General features: G+C 70.5%; 22 protein-coding genes. All 22 read left to right on the top strand.

Translation table 11 applies throughout. From position 1 onward, the window contains the following. Positions 1-563 precede the first annotated feature (563 nt). The 22 genes from Ato02nite_RS09640 (at position 564) to Ato02nite_RS09535 (ending at position 22,246) form a co-directional block, all read left to right on the top strand. The gene (locus Ato02nite_RS09640; protein ID WP_213006080.1) at positions 564-1,442 is read left to right on the top strand and encodes a hypothetical protein; all 879 of its coding nucleotides are present in this window, start codon (positions 564-566) and stop codon (positions 1,440-1,442) included. Between the two features lie 580 nt (positions 1,443-2,022). Continuing rightward, complete coding sequence (locus Ato02nite_RS09635) at positions 2,023-2,460, top strand: pilin (RefSeq protein WP_246606404.1); 438 nt, start codon at positions 2,023-2,025, stop codon at positions 2,458-2,460. Between the two features lie 11 nt (positions 2,461-2,471). Continuing rightward, a complete protein-coding gene (locus Ato02nite_RS09630; RefSeq protein ID WP_213006079.1) occupies positions 2,472-3,380 on the top strand; it encodes a hypothetical protein in 909 nt (302 codons plus the stop codon). Then, positions 3,377-4,318 (top strand): PrgI family protein, encoded by a 942-nt coding sequence (locus Ato02nite_RS09625; protein ID WP_438873028.1) that lies wholly within the window; start codon positions 3,377-3,379, stop codon positions 4,316-4,318. Before Ato02nite_RS09630 ends, Ato02nite_RS09625 begins: the two co-directional genes overlap by 4 nt. A gap of 38 nt (positions 4,319-4,356) precedes the next feature. After that, positions 4,357-6,108, top strand: coding sequence for a VirB4 family type IV secretion system protein (locus tag Ato02nite_RS09620; protein WP_213006104.1), 1,752 nt, complete (start codon positions 4,357-4,359; stop codon positions 6,106-6,108). A gap of 276 nt (positions 6,109-6,384) precedes the next feature. Beyond that, on the top strand, positions 6,385-8,754 hold the full coding sequence (locus Ato02nite_RS09615) for a type IV secretory system conjugative DNA transfer family protein (protein WP_213006103.1): 2,370 nt from the start codon (positions 6,385-6,387) through the stop codon (positions 8,752-8,754). 252 nt (positions 8,755-9,006) lie between these two features. After that, positions 9,007-9,987 carry a replication-relaxation family protein gene (locus tag Ato02nite_RS09610; RefSeq protein ID WP_213006078.1) on the top strand — a complete coding sequence of 327 codons (981 nt, stop codon included), beginning with the start codon at positions 9,007-9,009 and terminating at the stop codon, positions 9,985-9,987. A 407-nt stretch (positions 9,988-10,394) separates the two neighbouring features. After that, complete coding sequence (locus Ato02nite_RS09605) at positions 10,395-11,210, top strand: hypothetical protein (RefSeq protein WP_246606403.1); 816 nt, start codon at positions 10,395-10,397, stop codon at positions 11,208-11,210. Between the two features lie 362 nt (positions 11,211-11,572). Next, the gene (locus tag Ato02nite_RS09600) at positions 11,573-12,172 is read left to right on the top strand and encodes a hypothetical protein (protein ID WP_213006077.1); all 600 of its coding nucleotides are present in this window, start codon (positions 11,573-11,575) and stop codon (positions 12,170-12,172) included. 312 nt (positions 12,173-12,484) lie between these two features. Further along, positions 12,485-13,414, top strand: coding sequence for a hypothetical protein (locus Ato02nite_RS09595; RefSeq protein WP_213006076.1), 930 nt, complete (start codon positions 12,485-12,487; stop codon positions 13,412-13,414). Continuing rightward, complete coding sequence (locus Ato02nite_RS09590; RefSeq protein ID WP_213006075.1) at positions 13,407-14,003, top strand: hypothetical protein; 597 nt, start codon at positions 13,407-13,409, stop codon at positions 14,001-14,003. The genes Ato02nite_RS09595 and Ato02nite_RS09590 overlap by 8 nt, the downstream gene beginning before the upstream one ends. Beyond that, positions 14,000-14,287, top strand: coding sequence for a hypothetical protein (locus tag Ato02nite_RS09585; RefSeq protein WP_213006074.1), 288 nt, complete (start codon positions 14,000-14,002; stop codon positions 14,285-14,287). Before Ato02nite_RS09590 ends, Ato02nite_RS09585 begins: the two co-directional genes overlap by 4 nt. A gap of 264 nt (positions 14,288-14,551) precedes the next feature. Next, positions 14,552-15,415, top strand: a complete 864-nt coding sequence (locus tag Ato02nite_RS09580) for a hypothetical protein (RefSeq protein WP_213006073.1) — start codon at positions 14,552-14,554, stop codon at positions 15,413-15,415. After that, complete coding sequence (locus Ato02nite_RS09575) at positions 15,412-16,005, top strand: hypothetical protein (RefSeq protein ID WP_213006072.1); 594 nt, start codon at positions 15,412-15,414, stop codon at positions 16,003-16,005. The genes Ato02nite_RS09580 and Ato02nite_RS09575 overlap by 4 nt, the downstream gene beginning before the upstream one ends. 337 nt (positions 16,006-16,342) lie before the next feature. Then, complete coding sequence (locus Ato02nite_RS09570) at positions 16,343-17,452, top strand: M23 family metallopeptidase (RefSeq protein ID WP_213006071.1); 1,110 nt, start codon at positions 16,343-16,345, stop codon at positions 17,450-17,452. 64 nt (positions 17,453-17,516) lie between these two features. Further along, the gene (locus Ato02nite_RS09565) at positions 17,517-18,407 is read left to right on the top strand and encodes a hypothetical protein (protein ID WP_213006070.1); all 891 of its coding nucleotides are present in this window, start codon (positions 17,517-17,519) and stop codon (positions 18,405-18,407) included. 90 nt (positions 18,408-18,497) lie between these two features. Further along, positions 18,498-19,013 carry a DUF4406 domain-containing protein gene (locus Ato02nite_RS09560; protein WP_213006069.1) on the top strand — a complete coding sequence of 172 codons (516 nt, stop codon included), beginning with the start codon at positions 18,498-18,500 and terminating at the stop codon, positions 19,011-19,013. Further along, a complete protein-coding gene (locus Ato02nite_RS09555) occupies positions 19,006-19,359 on the top strand; it encodes a hypothetical protein (RefSeq protein WP_213006068.1) in 354 nt (117 codons plus the stop codon). Before Ato02nite_RS09560 ends, Ato02nite_RS09555 begins: the two co-directional genes overlap by 8 nt. Before the next feature lie 299 nt (positions 19,360-19,658). Further along, positions 19,659-20,024 carry a hypothetical protein gene (locus Ato02nite_RS09550; protein WP_213006067.1) on the top strand — a complete coding sequence of 122 codons (366 nt, stop codon included), beginning with the start codon at positions 19,659-19,661 and terminating at the stop codon, positions 20,022-20,024. Between the two features lie 201 nt (positions 20,025-20,225). Then, positions 20,226-21,032: a hypothetical protein gene (locus Ato02nite_RS09545; RefSeq protein ID WP_213006066.1), complete on the top strand. Its 807-nt coding sequence runs from the start codon at positions 20,226-20,228 to the stop codon at positions 21,030-21,032. Between the two features lie 88 nt (positions 21,033-21,120). Next, the gene (locus Ato02nite_RS09540) at positions 21,121-21,810 is read left to right on the top strand and encodes a GGDEF domain-containing protein (protein WP_213006065.1); all 690 of its coding nucleotides are present in this window, start codon (positions 21,121-21,123) and stop codon (positions 21,808-21,810) included. After that, positions 21,803-22,246, top strand: a complete 444-nt coding sequence (locus Ato02nite_RS09535; RefSeq protein ID WP_213006064.1) for a DUF3085 domain-containing protein — start codon at positions 21,803-21,805, stop codon at positions 22,244-22,246. Before Ato02nite_RS09540 ends, Ato02nite_RS09535 begins: the two co-directional genes overlap by 8 nt. The last annotated feature ends 304 nt before the right edge of the window (positions 22,247-22,550 follow it).

The raw sequence follows: 22,550 nt of genomic DNA, 5'->3' as shown, positions 1-22,550 counted from the left end.
CGCTGCCCGTCGCCTTGCCCGCCTACTCATGGCCAGATGACCGTGGCCAATGAGCGACCGCCGTCGCGAGTGACCAGCTGACACCGAGGACTGACCCTGGTGTCATCGACCGTCGTGGCCACCACTGCCGGATGGCCGTAGCTCGTGGCCATGACCGTCGCACGCTCACCGGTGGGGTGTCAGCGCATCGCGCGCTGACACGGCGACGGTGTCAGCGGGTCACTCGGGCACTCGGGAGCCGCCGCCGCTGTCAGCGCATCGCCCCTGTGGTCACCCCGCCGGCTCGTCGCGTGGCTCGATACCCGATGACATCGCAGGCCAGCAGGGCTGTGTCCGCCACAGCTGCCGTTCGTGTCACCGCTGACAACCCCCGCGGGCGGTGATGACACTCGACGGTGCGCCGGTGCAGATCAGGCCGTGACCGCCGCGGTGACCTGCGGTGACATCGGCCTGTCAGAGCGGTGTGGGCCACTACCGGTACACCGCCGTGGCCACGGCATTCGCCGGCCACCCGGAGGCGGTGACCAATCCCGTTTGGCCACACCCTTGGGGGAGTTTCCACCATGACCTCGTCCACCACGGCCGTTTGGCCGACCTCACACCTGCAGGCCGCGGACATTGCGTTCGCTGCGCTGACGTGCGAGCCCGACCCGCTCAGTCTTGACTGCGACGCCGTGGCCACGGCCGCCGGCGTCGACTGCGGCCTGCCGCCCGGCACGGTGCCGTTGACCGAGCTGCGGCAATGGCTGCTGGCCAACCCGCACTACTACCTGGCCCGTGACATCGTCTGGCGCGAGCTGGTGCGGCTGGCGCGCACCGGGGCGCCGCACTGGGTCGTCGCCGCCGTCGGGATGGCCATGCCCGCGCTGATCCGCGCCGCGGCAGAGCTCACCGCCGACCATCAGGGCGACGCCGCGGACATCGACAACGAGATCCTCACCGGCTTCCTCGACGCCCTGCGCAACACCGTGGACCTCGACAAGCCCGCCGTGTGCGCATCGCTGGTCTACGCCGGGTTCCGCGCCGGGCAGCGCGTCCGCGTCGAACGCTTCAAGTATGTCCCGGTGGAGGACATCGAGCACGCGGTGCCCGGGCCGCGGCTGCCGCAGCTGCCCTACGGTCACCCGGACCTGTTGATCGAACGCGCGGCCACCCTCGGGCTGATCGACGACGAGGACGTGCAGCCGTGGATCGATACCCGGCTCGCGCGTCACAGCGTCCCCCGGGTCGCCCAAGGTCTCGGTCTGCCGGCCGACTTGCTGCGGATGCGGCTCGCCCGGGCGGACAGCCGCATCGGCGAGGCGGTGCTGGCTGGTCTGCTCAGCGGCTCGGTGTCATCCGAGACCGTCACCCGGCTCAGCGAACGCGCATCCAGGCGGGGCAACATCCGGGCGGCGATGGCCACCCCCGCGACCCATGGCCCCACCACGGCGGCGGCCTGAGCAGCCCGCATCAGCAGTTCCTGTGGCCCGGCACCGATGGACGGTGCCGGGCCACCGTGCGTCATCCCCCGGTCTGCGGGCGGGTTGCGCAGGCAGGGCGCAGAGCAGCGTCCGGTGTCAGAGCCGTCACGCGGCATGGAAGCGGTGTCACCGGCTCGCACGGCAGTGTCAGCGGCCGGTGCAACCGGGGCGACGAGCGTGTCATGCAGGTCAGATCCGCAGGTTACGGCGGTGTCAGTGGCGCTGTCATCCGGTGTCATCGGCCGAGGCGTTCGTCAGCTCTGACACATCGCGATTGGTAGGTGCGAGACCACCGCGGCGAGGCGCAGCCCGCCCCCGGCTTCGGTCTCGTCCGCCGCCTGGCCACCGCGCACACTGCCGGGCCCTTTCGGGTGCCGCGCCATTCGGTGCGCTGACACCACATCGATCACGCCACCACCCATGAGGGAGGAACAGCTCCTCCCGAAGGTCACCAGGTCGTGAGCGCCGGTACTGCCCGGCGGCGGTCCCTTCCCGCTTCGTGATTCGCCCCGAGCGCCACCTTCCAGAGGCCGGCGCCCGGGGCGGGAGGTGACCACCAATGTCCCGCATCCACCCTCTTCTGCTGCGGCTGACCCGCAGCCTTCGCCCTTACCAGGGACAGTGCCGTGCGGCGCCCGTTACCACCCGGCGGCGTTTCTGGCGCCGGGTCGGATTCACCTTCGCCGTGAGCGCCATCGTGCTGGTCCTGGCAGCGCCGGCGGCCTTTGCCGGCACCGGCGAACCGACCGTATGGGCAGTGCATCCGCTGCCCGTGGTAGTCGACAACATCCGTTTCTGGCTCCGGAACATCCTGCTCTCTGTCGCCACCTTGTTTCTCGTCCTGGCCGGGGTGTACGCGGCTACCGCCGCCGGTGACCCCGGTCAGGTCGACAAGGCCAAGTCCACGTTCCGCAATGCCCTCATCGGCTACGCCTTGGCGGTTCTCGCCCCGATCTTCCTGCAGGTCGTGCAGGGCATCGTCGGGGCTGATGAGTGATGGGTTTCGGCATGGGCTCCGTCCTCGACCAGATCATGGACTGGGTCGTTGACGCCCTGCTCACCTGTCTGGACAGCTTGTTCGCCCTGATCACCGGTGCGCTGCTGAAGACGCCGGAGGTGACCGCGCTGCCGCAGGTCCAGGCGTTGACCGGCCGATCGATCTGGATCGTGGACGTCGCCTTCGTCCTGGTGTTCACCGCCGCCGGCGCCCTGACCATGTTCGCCGGCGGCGACGAGAAGGCCCGCTACACCGCCAAGGACCTGATCCCGCGCGGCGTGGTCGGGTTCGTCGCCGCGCACTTCTCCCAGCTGTTCTGCTCCAAGATGATCGAGTTGGCCAACGCGGTGACTGCGGCGGTCACTTCCGACGACATCAACCAGCAGGGTGCCGTCGCGGCGATGCAAGCGCATATCAAGGCCGCCCGCGAACCCACGGCAGCGCTGCTGTTCGCCGTACTCATCGTGCTGATCATCGTCCTGCTCGCCTCGACGACGTTCTCCATGATCAGCCGCTTCACCCTGCTGCTGATCATGACGGCGGTTGCGCCGATGGCCCTGGCCTGCCACGCACTGCCTCAGACCGACTCGATAGCCCGGCTGTGGTGGCGCGGCTATGCCGGTGCTCTGGCCGTTCCGACCGCGCAGGGGTTCCTGCTCTACGCCGGGCAGTGGATGCTGCTCGACCCTCGCCACCTCATGCCGGCCTTCGGGCTGCCCATCGATCCCGGGAGCATCATGAACCTGCTCGTCGTTGTGGTCCTGCTGTTCTACACCGTTCGAATCCCCGGCCTCATGAGCCGCTGGGTGATGAGCGGCGGCCGGCAGACCAATGTGCTCGCCATGATCGCCCGCGTCGCGGTCGTCCAGCAGATCACCCGGGCGGTGCCCGGCGTCGGTCGTCTGGTGCGTGGACGATGAGCGAGCAGCGCCGTGATCCGGACCGCATCAAAATGCCCGCCGACGTCGACGCGCCGGACAAGGTCGCCTACGGGCTGACGTTTCGGCAGCTGGCCATCCTGGCCGTCGCCGCCGTCGTCTTCTACGGCGCCTGGCAAGCGCTGCACACCCGAGTGCCGACCACCCTGCTGCTCGGCGCCGCCGTCGTGCTCGGCGGCGTCGTGTTCGCGCTCGCCGTATCGCGGCGCGACGGCCGGCCGATGGACCTGTGGCTGCTGTCGGCCGTCCGGCACTCCCGCAGCCCGAAGGCGCTGGCCAGCACCGACACCACCGCCCCGGTCCCGGACTGGGTGCAGCAGCCCCGAGCCAAGGTCGCCTTGCCCGCGCCGCTGCGGCTGCCCGCCGACGCCATCGGCGACGACGGGCAGATCAGCCTGGCCGGCGGCACCGCGGCGATGGTCGCCGCGACCACGGTGAACCTGGGGCTGCGCACCGACGACGAGCAGCAAGCCTTGCTGGACTCCTACGGGCGGTGGCTCAACAGCCTGTCCACGCCCACCCAGGTCGTCGTGTCCGCCCAGCCGGTCGACCTGCGCTCGCACGCCGACACGCTCGCCGACACCGCCCACCAGCTGCCCGATCCGAGGTTGCGGGCGGCCTGCGGCGATCACGCCGCGTTCCTCGCCGACCTCGCCGAACGCCGCGACCCGCTGCGCCGGCAGGTCCTGATCGTCACCCGCACCCACCCCGGTGAACGGGCCGGGCACAGCGCCCGCCGCCGCGCCGAGGACACCGCCCGCAGCCTGACCAGCCTCGGTGTCACCGCACGCGCCCTCGACGGGGCGGCGGTGACCGCCGCCGTGGCCGCCGCCGCCGACCCGTACCGGCCGCCGCGCCCCGGCGGGCTGGCCGCCCCCGACACCGTCATCACCGCGCCTGCGAAGGAGCCACCGCCGTGAACCTCACCCGCCGTCCACCCGCCCGCCGGCCCACCACGGTGGAGGCCGGGCTGGCGGGCACCGTCGCCCCGGCCTCGGTCGAGGTCACTCCCCGGTTCCTGCGCGTCGGGGACGGCTACGCCGCCACCCTGGTCGTCACCGGCTACCCCGCCGAGGTCGGCCCCGCCTGGCTCGAACCTTTGCTGTCCTGGCCCGGCCGACTCGATCTGACCCTGCACATCGACCCGCTGCCCGCCCCGATCGCCGCGACCCGGTTGCGTAACCAGCGCGCCAAGCTGGAATCGTCACGGCGTTCCGACGCCGACAAGGGCAAACTCGGCGACCCCATGGTCGACGCCGCCGCGGACGACGCCGCCGACCTGGCCCACCGCTTGGCCCGTGGCGCGGCGAAACTGTTCCGGGTCGGGCTGTACTGCACCGTGCACGCCCGCACCGAGACGGAGCTCGCCGAGGCCTGCGCGCAGGTCAAAGCTGCCGCCGCGTCCACCCTGCTGGACGTGCAGCCGGCCACCTGGCGCCACCTCGCCGGGTGGACCACCACCCTGCCCCTCGCGACCGACAGCCTGCAGATGTTGCGCACCATGGACACCCAGGCCCTCGCCGCGGCGTTTCCCCTCGCCTCGGCGGACCTGCCCGCCCCGCTGCCCGGCGACCCGCCGGTCGCCGGCGGGGTGCTCTACGGCATCAACCCCGCCAGCAACGGCATCGTGTGGTGGGACCGGTGGACCCAGGACAACTACAACTCCGTGGTCCTGGCCCGCTCCGGCGCCGGCAAGAGCTACTTCGTCAAGCTCGACGTGCTGCGCAACCTCTACCAAGGCGTTCACGTATCGGTCGTCGACCCCGAGGACGAGTACGTGCGTCTGGCCGACGCCGTTGGTGGCACCGTCGTGCGTCTCGGCGCACCGGGGGTGAAGATCAATCCGTTCGACCTGCCCGCCGGGGACCGTCGACCGGATGTGCTGACCAGACGCGGGATGTTCCTGCACACCGTCATCGCGGTACTCATCGGCCAGCAGCCCCCACCGGGCGAACGCGCCGCCCTGGATCGCGCCGTGCTGGCGGTCTACCGCGCCGCCGGCATCACCGCCGACCCGGCCACCCACGACCGCAGCGCGCCGCTGCTGCGTGATCTCGCAACAGCGTTGGAGGCCGACGCCGACCCGGCGGCGAAGCACCTGGCCGCGCGGCTCGCCCCATGGGTGCACGGTTCGTTCTCCGAACTGTTCGACGGGCCCACGACCACCCGACCGGACGGGCACCTGGTGGTGTGGTCGCTGCGACAGCTGCCCGACGAGCTACGCACGATCGGCACTCTGCTCGCCTTGGACTCGATCTGGCGTTCGGTCGACAGCCCCGCCGCGGGCAGATCCGGGCGGCGGCTGGTCGTGGTCGACGAGGCATGGCTGCTGCTGCGCGACGGCGAAGGCGCCAAGTTCCTGTTCCGCATGTCCAAGGCCGCCCGCAAGCGCCACGCCGGACTGACCGTCGTCACCCAGGACGTCGCCGACGTGCTCGGCACCGACCTCGGCCTGGCCGTGGTGTCCAACGCCGCCACCCAGGTACTGCTCAAGCAGCCGACCCAGGCCATCACCGCCGTCGGCGCCGCGTTCGGTCTCACCGACGGCGAACGCCGGATGCTGCTCAACGCACCCATCGGACACGGCCTGCTCCTCAGTGGCGTCAACCGCACCACCTTCGAGGCCATCAGCTCCGCCGACGAGCACGCTCTGGCCACCACGAATCCGATGGACCTGCTCGACGACGACGGCGAACTGGACCTGGCCTGACGGCCTCACCCCTGCTCGCCTTCGCGGCAGCTCGCCTGCCGCCGACAACGGCGCCTCGCCCACCCGGGCGGGGCGCCGTCGTCCGTTTTCCCGCCCTGTTCCTCACCCTCGCGTCGCCGCACCGATCAAGGAGCACCCGTGACACCCGCTACCTCAGCTGCCGCACCGTCCGCGGCCATCCTCGCTGAACCCATCGCCCCGCCGTCGGTGCCGGACTGGCCCGAACACGCCGTCGCGTGGGCCCTCCAGCGGCCCTGGCTCGCCGCCGTAGCCGCCATGCTGGTCATCGCGTACGTCACCGCGCGCGCCCTGCTGGCCACGTGGCGGCACCGCCGCTTCGCCACCGACGCCCGGCTGGTCACGATCGCGCCGCCGCCGCAGGTCGACGCGGCCGGCGCTACCGCGCTGTGGGCCAACCTCGCCGGCATCCTGACCCCCTCGTGGCGCCAGCGGCTGCTGTACGGCACCCCGCACCTGGTCTGGCAGTACACCTGGACCGGCCGGGAACTGCTCATCTCGCTCTGGGTGCCCGGTACCGTGCCGCTCGGCGCGGTCGAGGCCGCCGTCCGCGGGGCCTGGCCCGGCGCCGCGACCACCACCGACACCCCCGCCCCACCGCCGATCCCCGAGCACGCCGATCCCGCGGTCGGTGGGCACGTGCTGCCACGGCACCCGGACTGGCTGCCGTTCCACGTCGACCACGACGCCGACCCGCTGCGGGCGCTGATGTCCGCCGGAGCGCAACTACGCCCCGACGAGCACAGCTGCGTGCAGATCCTCGCCCGACCCGCCGCCCCGCGCCGCGCCGCTCGGGCCCGCCACGCCGCATCCCGGCTGCGCGAGGGCAAATCCGCCGTGGCCGCTCTCGATGTCGCCGGGCCGCTACTCGCGCTGATCGAGGTGTTCCTGCCCGGACGGTCCCGCCCGACCGGCGGTACGCGACGCGGTGTCCCGGCCGCCCGCCGCGACCCGGGCACCGAACGCGACGTGCGGGCCATCCTCGACAAGACCGCGCACCCGCTGTGGCAGACCGGCATCCGCTACGCCGTGGCCAGCACCAACACCCGCGTCGGGGCCGACCCGACCGGCCGGCTGCGCGGCATCGCCGACGCGATCGCCTCGTCCTATGCCGTGTACTCCGCCCGCAACCGGCTCACCCACCGCACCCGCATGCACCAGCCCGTCGCCGTGCTCGCCGCCCGCCGGCTCGGCGCCGGGTTCCTCACCTCACTGCCCGAGCTCGCCGCCCTGGCCGCGCTGCCGCAGGACCTCGCCGTCCCCGGCCTCGACCGGGCCCGCGCCAAGTCGATGCCCGCGCCGGTCGCCGTGCCCAGCTCCGGGCGTGGCCTGACGATCCTCGGCGACGCCGAGGTCGGCGGCCACCCCGTCGGCCTCAAGGTCACCGACGGCCGCTACCACACCCACATGGTCGGGCAGACCGGCTCTGGTAAGACCACCCTGCTCGCCAACATGATCATCGACGACATCCTCGCCGGGCGCGGCACCGTCGTGCTCGACCCGCATGGCGACCTCGTCCTCGACGTCCTCGACCGGCTCCCCGAACGCGTGAAGGGCCGGGTGGTGTTGTTCGACCCTGACCAGGTCAACCCGCCGTCGCTGAACCCGCTTGAGGGCGACGACCACGACCTGGTCGTCGACAACATCGTCTCCATCTTCGGCAACATCTTTGCCAAGGCGTGGGGCCCGCGCATGGACGACGTCATGCGGGTGGCCTGCCTGACCCTGCTCAAGCACGCCAACGTCACCCTGCAGCACATCCCACCGCTGCTCAACTCGGCGCAGTTCCGCTCCGAAATGACCGTCAACCTCCAGGACCCGGACGGCCTCGCGGGGTTCTGGCAGTGGTACGACACCATGAACGACGGCATGCGCGCCCAGGTCATCGGTCCCGTCCTGGCCCGGCTGCGCGCGTTCCTGCTACGCGACTTCGTCCGCAAGACGATGCGGCTGCCCCAGTCCAGCTTCGACATGGCCGACATCCTCAACGGCGGAGTCCTGCTCGTGCGCATCCCCAAAGGCGTACTGGGTGAGGACACCAGCAAACTGCTCGGCTCGCTGATCCTGGCCCGGGTGTGGCAGGCCGCCACGGCCCGCGCGTCCATCCCCGTCGAGCAGCGCCGCGACGCATCCATCTACCTGGACGAGTGCCAGAACTTCCTGACCCTGGCCAGCAGCCTCGACAGCATGCTCGCCGAGGCCCGCAAGTACCGGCTGTCGATGAAACTCGCCCACCAGGACCTCGCTCAGTTCCCCAAAGAACTACTGGCCGCGGTCAGCGCCAACGCCCGCAACAAGATCTACTTCTCCGTCGCTCCGGAGGACGCGCGGGTCCTGGCCCGGCACACCCTGCCCGAGCTCGACGAGCACGACCTGTCCCACCTGGACGCCTACACCGCCGCCGCCCGCCTGGTCGTCGACGGCCGCCAGACTGCGGCGTTCACCATGAAGACCCGGCCGCCGCGCGACCTGGTCGGCGTCGCCGCCGTGATCCGGCAGGCCGCCAGCGATCGGGTCAAGCCGCAGGATGTCTCCGGGATCGATCAGCTCGTCAAGAGGCTGAGCAGGCCGGCCAACGACCAGCGGGTCCGCCGCAGCAAGAAGGACACCGGCACCCCGGCCGGCTGAGCCGGCTTTCCCCGCCAACGCCTCACTGGGCATCTGCAGCTGCCCACACCATTCGTGGCGATCGTCCTGGTGATCGCTGCGGTGATCGTCTCGCCGGTCGTCGCCCGTGCCGCCACGACTGTTCGCAACGGTGCTGAGCTGCGGTGTCAGTGCAGCAAGTGGCCGGTGACAGAGCCCTCGCACCACTGTCTTCCTCCAAGAGTCCCCTCCGATAGGAGGGGTCCGATTCCTTCCCTAGGGAGATCCATCCTCATGTCCGCCAACTCCTCCTCGTCGTCTGTTTTCGATCCGCTCAAGTCCGCCCGGGTCCTGACCCTTCGTGACCGGCTGCTGCTGTCCTGGCTGGCCGAGCACTACGTGCTGAGCACCTCGCAGGTCACCGCCGCGCTGTTCCCCAGCCGCCGCATCGCCCAGCGCCGCCTGACCGCCCTGACCCGTAACGGCGCGCTGTCGGCGTTTCGGTACAACCCCACCGCCGCCGACCCCGTGCTGTACCGCATCGGCGCGCTACCGCGCTACGGCCTCGGCGTCCCCGAAATCGACCCCGCCGACCTGCGCTACTCCCTCGGCCCGCTCGGTGTCCTGCTGCACCCCACCGCCTACCACGATCCCGACGACATCAAGGCCAAACCGCCGCGCACCCACCTGGAACGGCGCACCCGCATCGAACGCAGCCACACCCGCCGCCACCTCATGGGCGTGAACCGGTTCTTCACCGACCTCTACGCCCACGCCCGCACGCATCCCGGCGCACGGCTGACGCACTGGTGGTCCGAACAGCACGCCACCACCGTGTTCGGCGGGCGCTACCGAAACAGTTCCGAAGGCCCAGCGGCCGAACCGATCATCATCCGCCCCGACGGCCACGGCACCTGGCAGGTCGGCGACACCACCATCGGACTGTTCCTCGAGTACGACAACGACACGATGAGCGTCCTCGAGGTCGTCAGGAAGCTGCGCCACTACGAGTACCTCGCGCTGCAACCCGACGGCCCACGCTGGCCGGTGCTGCTCTGGGTCCCGACCGCCGACCGGGAACGCCGGCTGCAGCAGGCGCTGGCCGACACCCCGATGGCGGTGACCGTGGCGACCGCGGTGCACTGCCGGACCCCCGCGCAAGCCATCTGGGCGCCGGTCGACCAGCCGGGAATCCGGCTGCGTCTGCACGAGCTGCCCAGCGGGCCCGTCGAGGGCTTCCACGACCGGGCTCTGCCCACCGACCTCAAGAATTGACGCGGCCTGCTGTGGTGTCAGCGCGCAGATTCTGACACCACAGCGGCAACACACCCCGCCAACGGCCTGTTCGCTCTGACACCGCAGGTCAGCCGCCCTGCACCCGCGTCCGCAGGAAGACGGTGGTGTCAGAGCAGGCCGCTACGGTTTCGGCACTACCAACACCCATATATCGCTCCACCCCGGTTCGGTCCCACCCCGAGGACTCCTTCGCCGCATCAGTGGCACCTGCACCCACCCGCCTTCGGGCCGGTCGGTCCAGACCGCCACGCGGCGCCCCCTCCCGGTCGCACCAACCACCCGCACCACCGCTCCAGCAAGCACCACATCCCTAGCCGACCCCCGCACCCAGTGGGCCGGCCATCTCTGCGCGCCCTACAGCGCCCACAACCCAGGAGGCCACCACCATGACCACGTCCCTCAACGGCAGCACCAAGCCGCCGAGCAAAGACAGCAAGAAGCCGACCACCACCCGACGGACGGGCGCAAAGACGCCGACGGCCGCGTCCGCGCCAGCGACCGCAGCACCGGTGCAGCGACCGCTGCCGACGATCCGCACCATGATCGTCTGCGTTCCGGACGAGCTGTCCACGCAGGTGCTCGACAGCACCCGCCAGCTCGACCGGCACATCGGTGCCACCGCCAGCAGCGAGGCCCGGTTCTGGGTCAACCCGAACATCCACATGTGGCAGAACAAGCACCTCATCGATCTGCGCAAGCCCAAGACGGGACCGCGCTACTGCGCGGGCGGCCCGATCCGACTGCTGGATCTGGCCGGTATGCGTCACGGCGGCGCCCTGGGCGCGAGCATGCGCCATCAGCAGTGGGCCGGCGTCGTACGCGGCACCCGCGACGCCCGACCGTGGCAGGACTACCTGCTGCGGCACCTCAGCGACCAGGTCAAGTACCCGGTCGAGCAGGCCATCAAGGACTTCGAGGCCCAGCCACGGGTCCTAGCGATGCGGGCACACAACGCCGCCACGTTCGGCGACGTGTACCTCGACCCGTTCGAGTTGGAATTGCTGCAGGCCGGTCCTGCCGCCTACGCCAACTACCACTGCATGTGGGTGGTCTGCACCGACGCCGTCTACACCCTGAACGGCGCCCGGATGCAACCGGCCAGCGACAGTGCCGCCGACCGGCTGACCTACCTGAGCCAGGCGATCCGCTACGTCGAGTCCCTCGACCCCGCGCAGCGCCTGCTCGCCGTCACCTTGGCGTGACACCACGGACCGGTCGGAGCAGCACACCCTCATCCCCCGTACCCGAAGGGATCAGTGTGCTGCCCGACCGGCTCCATCCCTGCGGCCCCGCGGTGAACCCGCACGGCGACCGAACGAACCTGCACTCGGGCGGCTCGACACGACCGACTCCCACGTCAGGCGACTCCTCAGCCCGCCCGCGGACCAGCCACGCGGCAGCATCCCGGCAGCCGACTCCACCGCCGCACCGGCAGCTGCCCGCCTACCGAGGCCGGGACCCCAGGCGGGGGCAGCGCCAGAACGCCCGCGGCCGGCGCCTATGGCCGCTCTTTCCCTCTTTCCCCGAAGGCATCCGCCTCATTAACGACCAAGGAGATCAACTCGTGCAACCGCAATCCCTGCGCCTGCCGCACAGCGGCCTCACCGTCCCGCACGACGGCTACACCGTCACCGCCTACAAAGAACTCTCAACCCGTGACGGTGTCGCCTTCACCGCCACCCTGCGCCTGAACCGAAAGATCATCGGCACGGTCGAGAACGACGGCGTGGGTGGCCCCGACACGTTCCACCCCAACCACGCCCTCGCCAACGCCGGGCAGCAGGCGGCACTGGAGACCTTCGCCGCGCAGTGCACCGACGCGGAAGGCCACACGCCCGACGTCGAATACGTCCTCGGTGACCTGGTCATCGAATACCAGACCCGCCGCAACATCGCCCGCGCCGCCAAGCGCGGCAACACCCTGCTGCGCCTGATGCAGGACCACGAAGACGGCAACAGGCCCCAGGGCTGGGCCAGTGTGACCGGCCTGCTCGAGACCGCCCAGACGGTGGCAGCCAACCGGGGCAGGCTGCGCGCCAGCCTCCTCGGCCACACCCGGCACGCGCCGCCCCCGCTCGGCTGGTGGCAGCTCTGGCAAGCCGACCAGAGCCGCTGGACCGACCTCACCGACCGGCCCGCCCACATCCCCGCCGACCGCTACTAGCGAAGACAGAGACCGGACATGACGATCAGCTATGTCCCGGACGGCGACCTGACAATCCGCACCGCTGACCCGGCCCACGACAGCGAGCCAGTCGCCATCCTGCGTGGACTCGCCCGCGACCTGCGCACCAGCTAAAGCCTCGGGCCGTACTCGACGGATGCAGCACCCTGTCGGGCCACCGCGCCGATGCGCCAGCCCACGACCAGGCCGCGCATCCATCCGGGTCTGTCCCCGTGGCCGAGCCGAGGCCCGGTACTGCAACCCGTACATCGGCTCTTCCCAACCCCTTTTCTCGACCGGAGGTATCCACTCATGTCGCACCGCATGTGGTTCAGACTCACCGACGTCCTTCCGCTCGCCGAGCACGCGATGGCCTGCTTCGAGCACCGCACCACCGGCGTCGAGGTCGGCCTCGACGTGTCGCACGGACCGGCGCTGATCTGGACCGGGTCCGCGCTGATGGACCTGCTGAGCTCCAACGGCGTGCCGACCTGGCACCGCGAGGACGCCAGCATGCACATCGCCGAGGCCTACACCTGGCGCAACACCACCGGCGCGTACGGCACCGCCCACACCGACGGCTACCACACCGCCTACCTTCCCCTGACCAACCCCGACGGCTCCACCGGATTCGTCATGAACGTCCTGCGCGGTAGCCGAGACAGCGGCTACAGCTGGCTCGCCGTCGACATCGACCCCACCGATGCACGCCTGATCGGCCCGACCCGTGTCCACGCCCTGCCCTGCCGCCACGGCCTTGTACCCACCGACACGGCGTGGACGCCGGCCGAGGTCACCTGCCGGCACGTCGACGATCGGCCCTACCCCGCTCTGATCGCCGACGGCTACACCAGCGACAGCGGCGACCTGCTGGCCCGCTTCGACACCACGACCATCGCTCGGATGACCGCCGACCTCGAGCAGATCCACACCAACCCGGACCGCGACAGCGACCCGATACCCGGCGAATACCCGCACCTGCGGCTGAGCGGCGACGTCCTGACCGTCCTGCAGGAACACGACAACCCGCACCTCAAGGGCGGCACCGTCCGCGCCACCGACTACCTCACCCCCGACCAGGACGGCCGCTACCCGCTCGGCGCCTACCTGTGGCCGTGGCGGCACGCCGACCAGCCCACCACCACAGCCGACCAGCCGCACCCCGACACCACCGGACCTGCGCCGGCAGCGTCCGCGCACCGCAACGACACCCCCCGAACGGAGCTGACCCCCGATGCGTGACAGCAACGACGACAAATACCCCTTCGACACCGACAACCGAGCCTGGCAACGGCTGCTCGCCCTGGCCAGCGAGCACTTCGAAGTCCTCACCTGGGCCCGCGAAGACGGCCGGCCGGCGATACTGAGCCTGGTTCACGTCTCCAGCGGAGACACCATCAGTCTCACGGTTCTGGACTCGCTCGAGGTGAGCGATCCGCACGTGCTGCTCGCCGTGCACACCGACGGACGGCTCACCGCCCACGGAACCGTGGCAGGACCCGCCACCGCCCTCGAATACGCGCCCGACCTGGTCCTGACCGACGGCATGATCACCGCGACCGTCGCGGTGCCGGTGCACAATCCGACCGACGCGAACATCGCGCCCGACGCCTGGCGGCACCTGCCCGACGACCTCGCCGACCGTCTGCTGGACGCACCACCGGAGACGGGCGCCTGCATGGTGGTCCTGCTCGACCGGGCCGGCCACCGACTGGCCGCCGGCGGCTCGTTCCTCAGCCCGGCCAGCGCGAGCGCCTGGAAACCGGGCGACGACGCCGTCGAGTGGTTCCTGGTGCCCCTGTATCCGATCGTCGCGGACCGCCACCGGTGAGCCCGCCTCGTTCCGCACCGCATGCCGATGACCCGAACGACAGCGGCACCGCCCACCTGGCACCTCCGCTACCGGCTGGGGCCCGGCTGCTCACCGCCGACGAGGCAGTTGCTGTCCTGATCACCGGCGAGCATCCCGACGGCGACCGAGGAACTCTCGCGTTCGACGCGGCCCTGGTCGAAGCGCTCCGCCAGGGCTGGCTGCTGGCCTGCCGCCTGCCGGACGGTCAGATCGCCTTCACCCGTCCCACCCTGGACACGCCGGGGCAGCCGCCGACGAGCTGACCCCTGAGCGCCCTACCCCGTGTGCCCCGCCGCCGACTCCCGGCCGTGGGGCACGGCCGTTTCCGGGAAGGGCCACACCACCAGCCGGCGGCGGATCTGAGCCGCCCGACCACGACCCGACCCCCGTCCGATGCGACGAGCACCACGACTGCGGCCGACGCCCGGCCGAACCCAGCGCGCACCCGCGCTGACCGCGTGAGTTCCCGGGCGCGGCCGACACACGGCCGTACCCGGGGCTCCCACCACAGTTGAAGGAGCCTCACCATGGCAGCCCCTGCCACCTCACCACAGCCCACCGATCGCGCCGGCCGGCACCGGCTGTGGTTCCACCTCGACGACGTCCTACCCCTGGCCGCGCATGCCGCCAGCACCCCCCGGCAGGCGCTCACCCGCGAGCAGTTGACCGCGCATGCCCCGAGCCTGCCCGCCCTGATCTGGGCCCGGACCGGCGACGCCGACACCCTCGCCTCCAACGGTGACCCCGGCTGGTACGACCCGGACGGTGACCCGCACCGCGTCCGCAGCCGAAGCTGGGTACGGCCAGGCAGCCGCCGCCCCGAGCCCACCGGCCCGGCGGGCGGTTACCTTCCCCTGCGCAGCGTGCCCGGCCTCGGAATCCAGGTCATCGACTGGCTCCGCGAGGCGGCCGTCGCGGGCTGCCACTGGCTGAGCATCGACATCACCCGGGCCCGCCCGGTGATCGGCGCCGACCGCCTCGACGTCGTCGAGCAGCGCGGCGACCTCTACCCGCCCGACGTCACCTGGCTACCGGCGGCCGTCGCCTGCGTCCCGACCACCGGCAGCGGCACCTACCCCGCGCTGGTCGCCGACGGCTACCGCAACACCCTCGGCGGTGAGATCGCCCGCTTCGACACCCACACCGTGGCCCACATGATCCTCGACCTCGCAGCCGCGCAGGCCGCCGACGGCCATCAACCCGGCCCGCGGCCGGTGCTGCGCTGGTCCGGTGACCGCGTCGAGGTCTTCGAGCAACATGACCTCGGCGGCATCCCGGCGCTGCGCCGCTACGACGTCATCGGTCCCGACGCCGACGGCCACTACCCCGTCGGCGCGCACCTGTGGCCGTGGCTTCGCACGGACATGCACATGCCGGCCGGTGCCGCATGACCCACCACGATGCCCCACGGCACGCCGACCACGACGAGCGTCGCAGCCCTGCGCCCGCCCCCGCTGTGGACTACGACGGCCTGTGCCCGCTGTGTTTGCGGACCGCCGCCGTACGCACCGGTCATCTGAGCCGCCACGCCGACGGCCGCCACTGCGCCGGGATTGGCTGGCCGGGACCGCCCCCTGCGGGCGCCCCGACGTACGGCCGCGTCGTCGACCACCTCATCGACGGTGAACTGTTCACCGTCGACGGGTGCCGCTGGTACTGCGCTGCGGTGCCCCTGTTCGGCAACGTCGCGGTCTACACCAGCGCCGACCGCGACCAGGACTGCGCGCCCACCGTCCGCGTCGACGCCGACCGCGACGCGACCGTGCGGGTCTGGCGCCGACCGCGCGTACTGCTCGGGCACGACCTTGTCGACCGCCCCCAGCTGAGGCACGTGCCAGAGGGCACCCCGGGTGCTGTCGAACTCGTCTGGACCGACGGCCGCTACATACAGCGCTGCCCGTCCTGCGGGGCGCTGGAGTGCACCGGTCATCCGCAGGATCCGGCTGTCGTGGCCGCGTTCTACGCCGGCCTCACCGCCTGACCGGCCTCCGCCTGCGCCTGCGCGCAGCAGCGGCCCCCGGCGCATACCGCCTCAAACCCGTAGAGCTCCGCGGCTCCGCCGAGCCGCGGGGCTTCGCGCTGGCCGAATCAGACCCGGCCTGGCCAGCGCCGCACCTCACGTGCCGCTAGGCCGTGCGGCCCGCGCCGCGGTGACCGGCCAACCACATTCCGATCCGGCTGGTCGCCGCCGTCACCGGTTCTCCCACCCTCGCCGCGAAGGACACCGCCATGCCTGATCGCCTCCGACCCGTCACCTGCCTCGCCCCACACCGCCCGGCTACGGAGCGGACACCGACCATGGTGGCGCAGGTGCCGCGATGAGCACGCGTGTCCTCGCCTGGATCGCGATCACGGCCTGCACCGTCATCCTGCTGTGCACCGGATCAGTCACCGCACTGTTCGGCGGCGGGTCCGGCGACGGCATCACCGCCGTGAGCTGCTACCTGCCCACCGCGTCGGGGTCACCGGCCGGCTCAACCAGCGGCACCCCACCCAGCAACACCTCATCCCCCAGCGCCGCGCCGGCCGGCTCCTTGCCTCGTGTGGCGGGCTGGAGCGCCGAGCAGGTCGCCAACGCCGCGGCGATCGTCACAGCGGGACGATACCGGCCAATACCCCGGCGGGGGTGGGTGATCGCCGTGGCCACCGCCATCCAAGAGTCCAGCCTGCACAATTCGGAAGGCGGCGACCGCGACTCCGTCGGACTGTTCCAGCAACGACCCAGCCAAGGATGGGGCAGCCCGGCGAAACTGCAGGATCCCGCCTACGCCGCCGACACGTTCTACGCCGCCCTGGACCAGGTACCCGGCTGGCAACAGCTGGCCCTGACCGAGGCCGCGCAAGCGGTACAACACAGCGCCTACCCCGACGCCTACGCCAAACACGAGGCCGCGGCCACCGCCCTGGTCAACGCCCTCGCCGGTGCGGATCCTGATGGCTGCTTCGCGACCGGCGCCTGGACCCAGCCGGTCAACGCGCCCGTCGGCTCCGGATTCCGTACCAGCGGCAGGCCCGGCCACGACGGTGTGGACCTCATCGCACCCCGGGGCTTCACCATCCGCGCCGCGTCGGCCGGCAAGGTCATCCGGGTCCGGTGCAACGCCATCGATGCCCGCGACGGCAGCGAGTGGGGTTGCGATCGCGACGGCAGCCCGGAGTTGACCAGGGGCTGTGGTTGGTACGTCGACATCGCCCACGCCGCCGGCATCATCACCCGCTACTGCCACATGGGACGGCCACCCGCCGTTGTCGTCGGCGCCGCCGTCGTCGCCGGACAACCCATCGGGGTCGTCGGCAGCACCGGCCACTCCTCCGGCCCGCACCTTCACTTCGAGGTACACACCAACGCGGACGAATCCACGGCCGGGGCGATAAATCCAATCCCTTTCATGATCAGGAATGGTGCTCCGCTAGGCGAAATGAATTGAAGCGTAACCCCTTTATCGAAGTCCGTCATCGCATTCCAGAAAATTGCTACAAGGAGATAATCACATGCAATCGGATATGTTCCTGATAGCGGCGCTCGTCCCCGCCGACACCACCGTCGACACCATCGATACGCACCTCGCTGGCCCCATGCAGCACCTCATGCCCAACATCATCGACAAATACCGGCTCGGTGGCATGTTCACCGGCATCTGGGACCCCACGTACACGCCGCAGATTGATCCGGCGAACTGGCAGCCCTGTGAGATGTGTGAAATCCCCGCCGAGCTGGACCAACAGCCGTGCCCTCATTGCAGCGACGCCGAGAGCCTCGGACGCCACGCCGGCACCCTGCTCGCCGGCAGCAGCCAATGGAAAGCCCACCCCGGCGACATCGTGCCCTTACCCCTCCTGCTCGCCGACTGGCGCCACCTGACCCAGCCCACCGACCAGCGTCGATCCGCCCTTCCCGACATATTCGTGGATTCCCGTGGCTACACCTGGCTCAGCTCAAACCCTGACGGAACCACACCCCTCGAGCTTCACGACATCTTCGAACAGCTGCTCACCGGGCAACGACAGATCAACGACGCCGAGCACTTCGAGCCAGCCGCCTGGAGTGTCGCGATCGTCGCCGGCCACCGCACTGCTGACCCGGCCCGCCTGGTCATCGGTTCGGTCGTACTGATCACCGACCCGGACAGCAGAGAGGACGACGCTGATCCCGACCAGCCGTACATCATCAGCGACGACTTCGACGCATACACACTCATCCGACCCGGTGGCGAATACGCCCTGCTGCTACCCGGAGCCGCACTCACCGAGGTCGACCCGACTCGACTGGTCCTGCTGCCGCAACCGGCTGACACCCCGCAGTACAAGGACATCCTGCGCAACCGTGTCGGCTACCGTCTCGACGCCTTCCCCGATTCGGCGGGCGACTCGCAACGCCAATAGATGCCATCGGCCTTGACGCATCCCGATTCGGCACGCGCAGTTATGCAGCGCCGATACGGCGCCAGCCCTTTCCGAAAGGACAGAATTTCGATGATTGTCTACATCGCCGGTCCTATGACCGGCTACCCCGACTACAACCGTCGCAGCTTCATGCTCGCCGAGCAGTACGTGATCGGCCGCGGCTGGCAGGTGCGAAGCCCTCGCAACACCGATCCCGCGCATGCCGGGCCATGTCCTGCCGGCGAGCAGCAGAGCACTGCTGCAGGCTCGCACCCCTACCCCTGCTGGGTGCGGGCCAGCCTGCGCATGATGCTGGAGTGCGACAGCGTACTGATGCTGCCCGGCTGGCAGCAGTCCAGAGGCGCCTCGCTCGAGCGGCTCGTCGCCGAGAGCAGCGCCATGCCGATAACTGAACTCCAGCAAGCTGACCTGGACGCTTTCGGTGTGGCAAAGCAATTGAAGGCGGACTGCCGCGCTGCGGCTCGTATCCGCGGAGCAACTGCTCCACCCGCCCTCACGAACCAGGGTCCACCCACTGGGCGCGAGGGGTCCGTCATATGCGTCGGCGGTGTGCGGCGTACCCGCGTGGGAGAGACCTGTGACTGACAGGTCCGACCCCTCGGGCCGATCCAGCGCCGACTATTCGCGGCGGCTCAGTGTTGCCGACGAGACGCTCGGTAAGACCCGTCTGCTCGCCGAGCAATGCCGGACCTGCATCTTCCGTCCCGGCAACCCGATGTTCCTCGGCCCTGGCCGGCTTCGGCAACTGGTCGATGGGGCCCGCGCCGACGGCGGGTACATCATCTGCCACGAGACCCTGCCCTACGCCGAAAGCCCTGTTCCACCTGCGATCTGCCGGGGGTTCGCCGACCGCTACTCCACGTGGCAACTGCAGGTCATCGGACGGCTGTGGGGATTCGTCGAGGTATCACCGCCGAACCCGGCACCCTGAACAGCTGAGCCGGCAAACGCTCCGATCAGCGCACGGGACAGGCGTCTGCGCCCCTATCGGCGTACCCCTGAGTCCGAGCCGACCCTCTGCGGTCGTCGACCGTACGGGGCTCGGTCAGCCCGCGCCGCCTCGGCGCCGCATTCGAAGGCCCGGCGCTGACCTGATTCCGCAGCGCTGCCCGCCCTGATACCGCATGACCCGGCCGTAGCCCGGCCCATCCGCGCACTCCCGCGCAGCCCCGGGCACGGCCATGCGGCCGTGCCCGGGTTTTCTCCTCCACCCGGAAAGGTGCACCGCACATGCCCACCGAAGAATGGATCGCCGAGCGCTATCCGCCCAATTTCATGGCGGACATGCTCGCCGACGTCGTCGGTGACTTCACCGACGTTCAGGCGCATCCCGCGATCGCAGCGGCCCGGCACGACCAGAAGCAGATCGCCGAGCTGGCCGACCACCTCGGCACCATCCTGCGCCGCCTGGTCCAGGACGGCACCGTCGTCGTGACCGTCTACGCCAACGCGTCCATGGTCACCGACCGCGACGGAGAACAGCACGGATGCCTGCTCGGTGACTTCACCGTCGGGCAGGTCGCCACCTTGCTACACCTCGCACCGGCGCCCATCGGTGACCAGCGGGACACCGCAGCGCCGTTCACCGAGCACTGAGCCTCCCGTCACGGTCTCGGCCCTCATCGCCGACCGAGGCCAAGGGCCCGTTCACCGCGCAGCCGAGAACCGGCGGTCCGCCGCCGCACAACCCCACCACGTTCGCCGATGCGGACGCGGCGGCAGCGCACGACTTGAACAAATCCCGCAACGAAGCGTGGATCAAGTCCACGCCCATCCAGATTGGAGCCGAATCTCATCATGTCCGACACCCCGCGTCCCGCAGCCACGGCGTCGCAGAAGGTCGTTACCGCGATGTGGTCGATGCAGCAGCCCGCCACGGCGAAGCAGATCGCCGAAGCCGCCTCGCTCGGGTACTCCACCGTCACGCCCATCCTGCGCGCCCTGCTGGCCGACCAGCAGGCCACCAAGACCGAGGCCGACGGGCGCACCCAGTGGCACCTGACCGCCAGCAGCACCTCCGACCACGACAGGAACGCCCCGACCCGTGCCGGCAGTTCGGTAGCGCCCGACGACGCCGAGCCGCCGAGTGCTGACACCGCAGCGACCGACCTGCCCAAGTCGCCGGAGACGACGGACACCGAACAACCAGACGACACCGCTGATGCGGCAAAGGCGAGCACCGACGACCCCGGCGACGGCAACACCGATGAGCCGCCAGTTCAGACCGGCACCGTAGCGACGCAAATCGACGCAGCCGCGCCCGCTGACGGGGCCGAACCGCCGCAGGACGACACCGAGCCCCGGCGCGACGACGACCGCCCGGCGGGCACCCGGGCCTACCGCAAACCGACGCAGCCGCGCCGCGAGAAGGGCGCCCTGCGCGCCGCCGTGCTGAAAGTCCTGACTGATGAGCCGGATCGCGGGTTCAAGGTCGACGAGATCCGCAGGGCCATCGACGCCGCCGCGCCTGACGGCACGAACAAGGCCGGCGCGGGTGCCGTCGCCAACGCCGCGACCAAACTCGTTAACGACGGCCTCGCCGTGCAGGTCGAGGCCACGCACGCCACCTACCAGGCCGCGCCGCCTGCGGCCGAAACCGACTGACACCGTCCATCAGCCCGGGCCGGCCGTCAACACTTCGACGGTCTCGACGGTCGACCCGGTGCTCCTTAACCAGCAAGGAGCGAGTCCAGTGTTCCAGACCTGGCAACACCTCATCCTCGTGTGCCTGAGCGCGGCTCTGCTCGCCGTCCTCGGCGTGAACATCCGGCTCCACGTCCAGCTGCGCCGGTCCCGCTACCAAGCCACCCACGACTCCACCACCGGCCTGGCCAACCGCCATGCCGTCACCACCTACCTGCGCAAAGCGCTGCGCCAGGGCCGCAGTATCGGGCTGGTCCTGATCGACCTCGACCGGTTTAAAGCGATCAACGACATCTACGGCCACGAACACGGCAACGACGTCCTCGCCGAGATCGCGAACCGCCTGGACACCCTGACCCGACCAGTGTTGTTCGCCGCCAGATTGTCCGGCGACGAATTCGCCCTGGTCGTCGACGGCGGTACCGAGCACAGCGCCGCCGCCGCCCACGCCGCCCTGCGCGTCATCACCCGCGCCCCGGTGCGCACCAGCAACCGCGCCATCACGGTGACCGCCAGCGTCGGGCACGCCACCGCCGGTCTCGGGACCAGCGTCCGCGACCTGCTGCACACCGCCGACCTCGCCATGTACCAGGCGAAACGGCGCGGGCGAGCCACCGTTCACGGCGCCACCACCGAAGCCCTCGGCGTCGGTGGTGGACCCCGTTCGCGGGATCTGCCCCGCGATACGACCGAACCGGCGCAGCGCCCGATCGGAAGGGTGTACCGGACCCGTGACTGACCGCCTCGACCTGTACTTCGACCTGCGACTGGCGCTGCGCCTCGCCGAACACGCCCTGGACTGCGACCAGCACGCCCCCGCATTTTGCGACGGCGACGAGGGCAAAGACTGCCCCGGCGGTCTGGTCTGGGCGAAGGACTGGGGCACCTACCTGATGTCCACCGGCCGGCCCGCCCTGCCCGGCGACGACGGCAGCCCCAACCTCGTCGCCTACGCCCACGGTTGGGCCCCCGGCGATGACCACCCCGACGCCACCGACACCCCGCTGGGCGGCGACGACTTCAGCGAGCAGCTGCACCTCAACGATCCCTACGGCGCCCACGGTCAGTCCGTTCTCGAGCTACTCCGGCAAGGCAACCGAGAGCACTACCGGTACCTGCTGCTGCGCGTCACACCAGAAACGGTGACCGTGCAACTGTCTCGCGCACTGCCATGACCCGGCGGGTGAGGTCGACATCCGGCCTCACCCGAGCCGATCTCATGGACCAGTCAGCTTCCGAAGCTGGAAGCAGCCGCGCCGCGGTGACTCAAGGGAACCGGCCCTTCGCGGCCCGCCTCATTCCTCGACCCGCGCCGCATCCGGTCGAGGACGCCGCGCACCGTGCGCCCTCAGCGCAACCGCGCCGCCTCAGCCGAACACGCCCTCACGTCGCAGTCCTTCTGCGCGGCGGCGACAGATCCGGCTGCCGTCGCCGAGGGCGCCATCGCTTTCGACCCACAGAGTGCGACGCCGCCGGATG

Origin of the sequence: Paractinoplanes toevensis (assembly GCF_018332695.1) — a bacterium.
GTDB classification, from domain to species: Bacteria; Actinomycetota; Actinomycetes; order Mycobacteriales; family Micromonosporaceae; genus Actinoplanes; species Actinoplanes toevensis.
Note: the sequence above shows the minus strand (reverse complement) of the source record. Positions and strands in the feature narration are given on the sequence as shown.

Coding starts and splice junctions, on each gene's coding strand:
- Ato02nite_RS09640 (WP_213006080.1), top strand. CDS start 564: ATGACCTCGTCCACCACGGCCGTTTGGCCGACCTCACACCTGCAGGCC.
- Ato02nite_RS09635 (WP_246606404.1), top strand. CDS start 2,023: ATGTCCCGCATCCACCCTCTTCTGCTGCGGCTGACCCGCAGCCTTCGC.
- Ato02nite_RS09630 (WP_213006079.1), top strand. CDS start 2,472: ATGGGCTCCGTCCTCGACCAGATCATGGACTGGGTCGTTGACGCCCTG.
- Ato02nite_RS09625 (WP_438873028.1), top strand. CDS start 3,377: ATGAGCGAGCAGCGCCGTGATCCGGACCGCATCAAAATGCCCGCCGAC.
- Ato02nite_RS09615 (WP_213006103.1), top strand. CDS start 6,385: ATGCTGGTCATCGCGTACGTCACCGCGCGCGCCCTGCTGGCCACGTGG.
- Ato02nite_RS09610 (WP_213006078.1), top strand. CDS start 9,007: ATGTCCGCCAACTCCTCCTCGTCGTCTGTTTTCGATCCGCTCAAGTCC.
- Ato02nite_RS09605 (WP_246606403.1), top strand. CDS start 10,395: ATGACCACGTCCCTCAACGGCAGCACCAAGCCGCCGAGCAAAGACAGC.
- Ato02nite_RS09595 (WP_213006076.1), top strand. CDS start 12,485: ATGTCGCACCGCATGTGGTTCAGACTCACCGACGTCCTTCCGCTCGCC.
- Ato02nite_RS09590 (WP_213006075.1), top strand. CDS start 13,407: ATGCGTGACAGCAACGACGACAAATACCCCTTCGACACCGACAACCGA.
- Ato02nite_RS09580 (WP_213006073.1), top strand. CDS start 14,552: ATGGCAGCCCCTGCCACCTCACCACAGCCCACCGATCGCGCCGGCCGG.
- Ato02nite_RS09575 (WP_213006072.1), top strand. CDS start 15,412: ATGACCCACCACGATGCCCCACGGCACGCCGACCACGACGAGCGTCGC.
- Ato02nite_RS09570 (WP_213006071.1), top strand. CDS start 16,343: ATGAGCACGCGTGTCCTCGCCTGGATCGCGATCACGGCCTGCACCGTC.
- Ato02nite_RS09565 (WP_213006070.1), top strand. CDS start 17,517: ATGCAATCGGATATGTTCCTGATAGCGGCGCTCGTCCCCGCCGACACC.
- Ato02nite_RS09560 (WP_213006069.1), top strand. CDS start 18,498: ATGATTGTCTACATCGCCGGTCCTATGACCGGCTACCCCGACTACAAC.
- Ato02nite_RS09550 (WP_213006067.1), top strand. CDS start 19,659: ATGCCCACCGAAGAATGGATCGCCGAGCGCTATCCGCCCAATTTCATG.
- Ato02nite_RS09545 (WP_213006066.1), top strand. CDS start 20,226: ATGTCCGACACCCCGCGTCCCGCAGCCACGGCGTCGCAGAAGGTCGTT.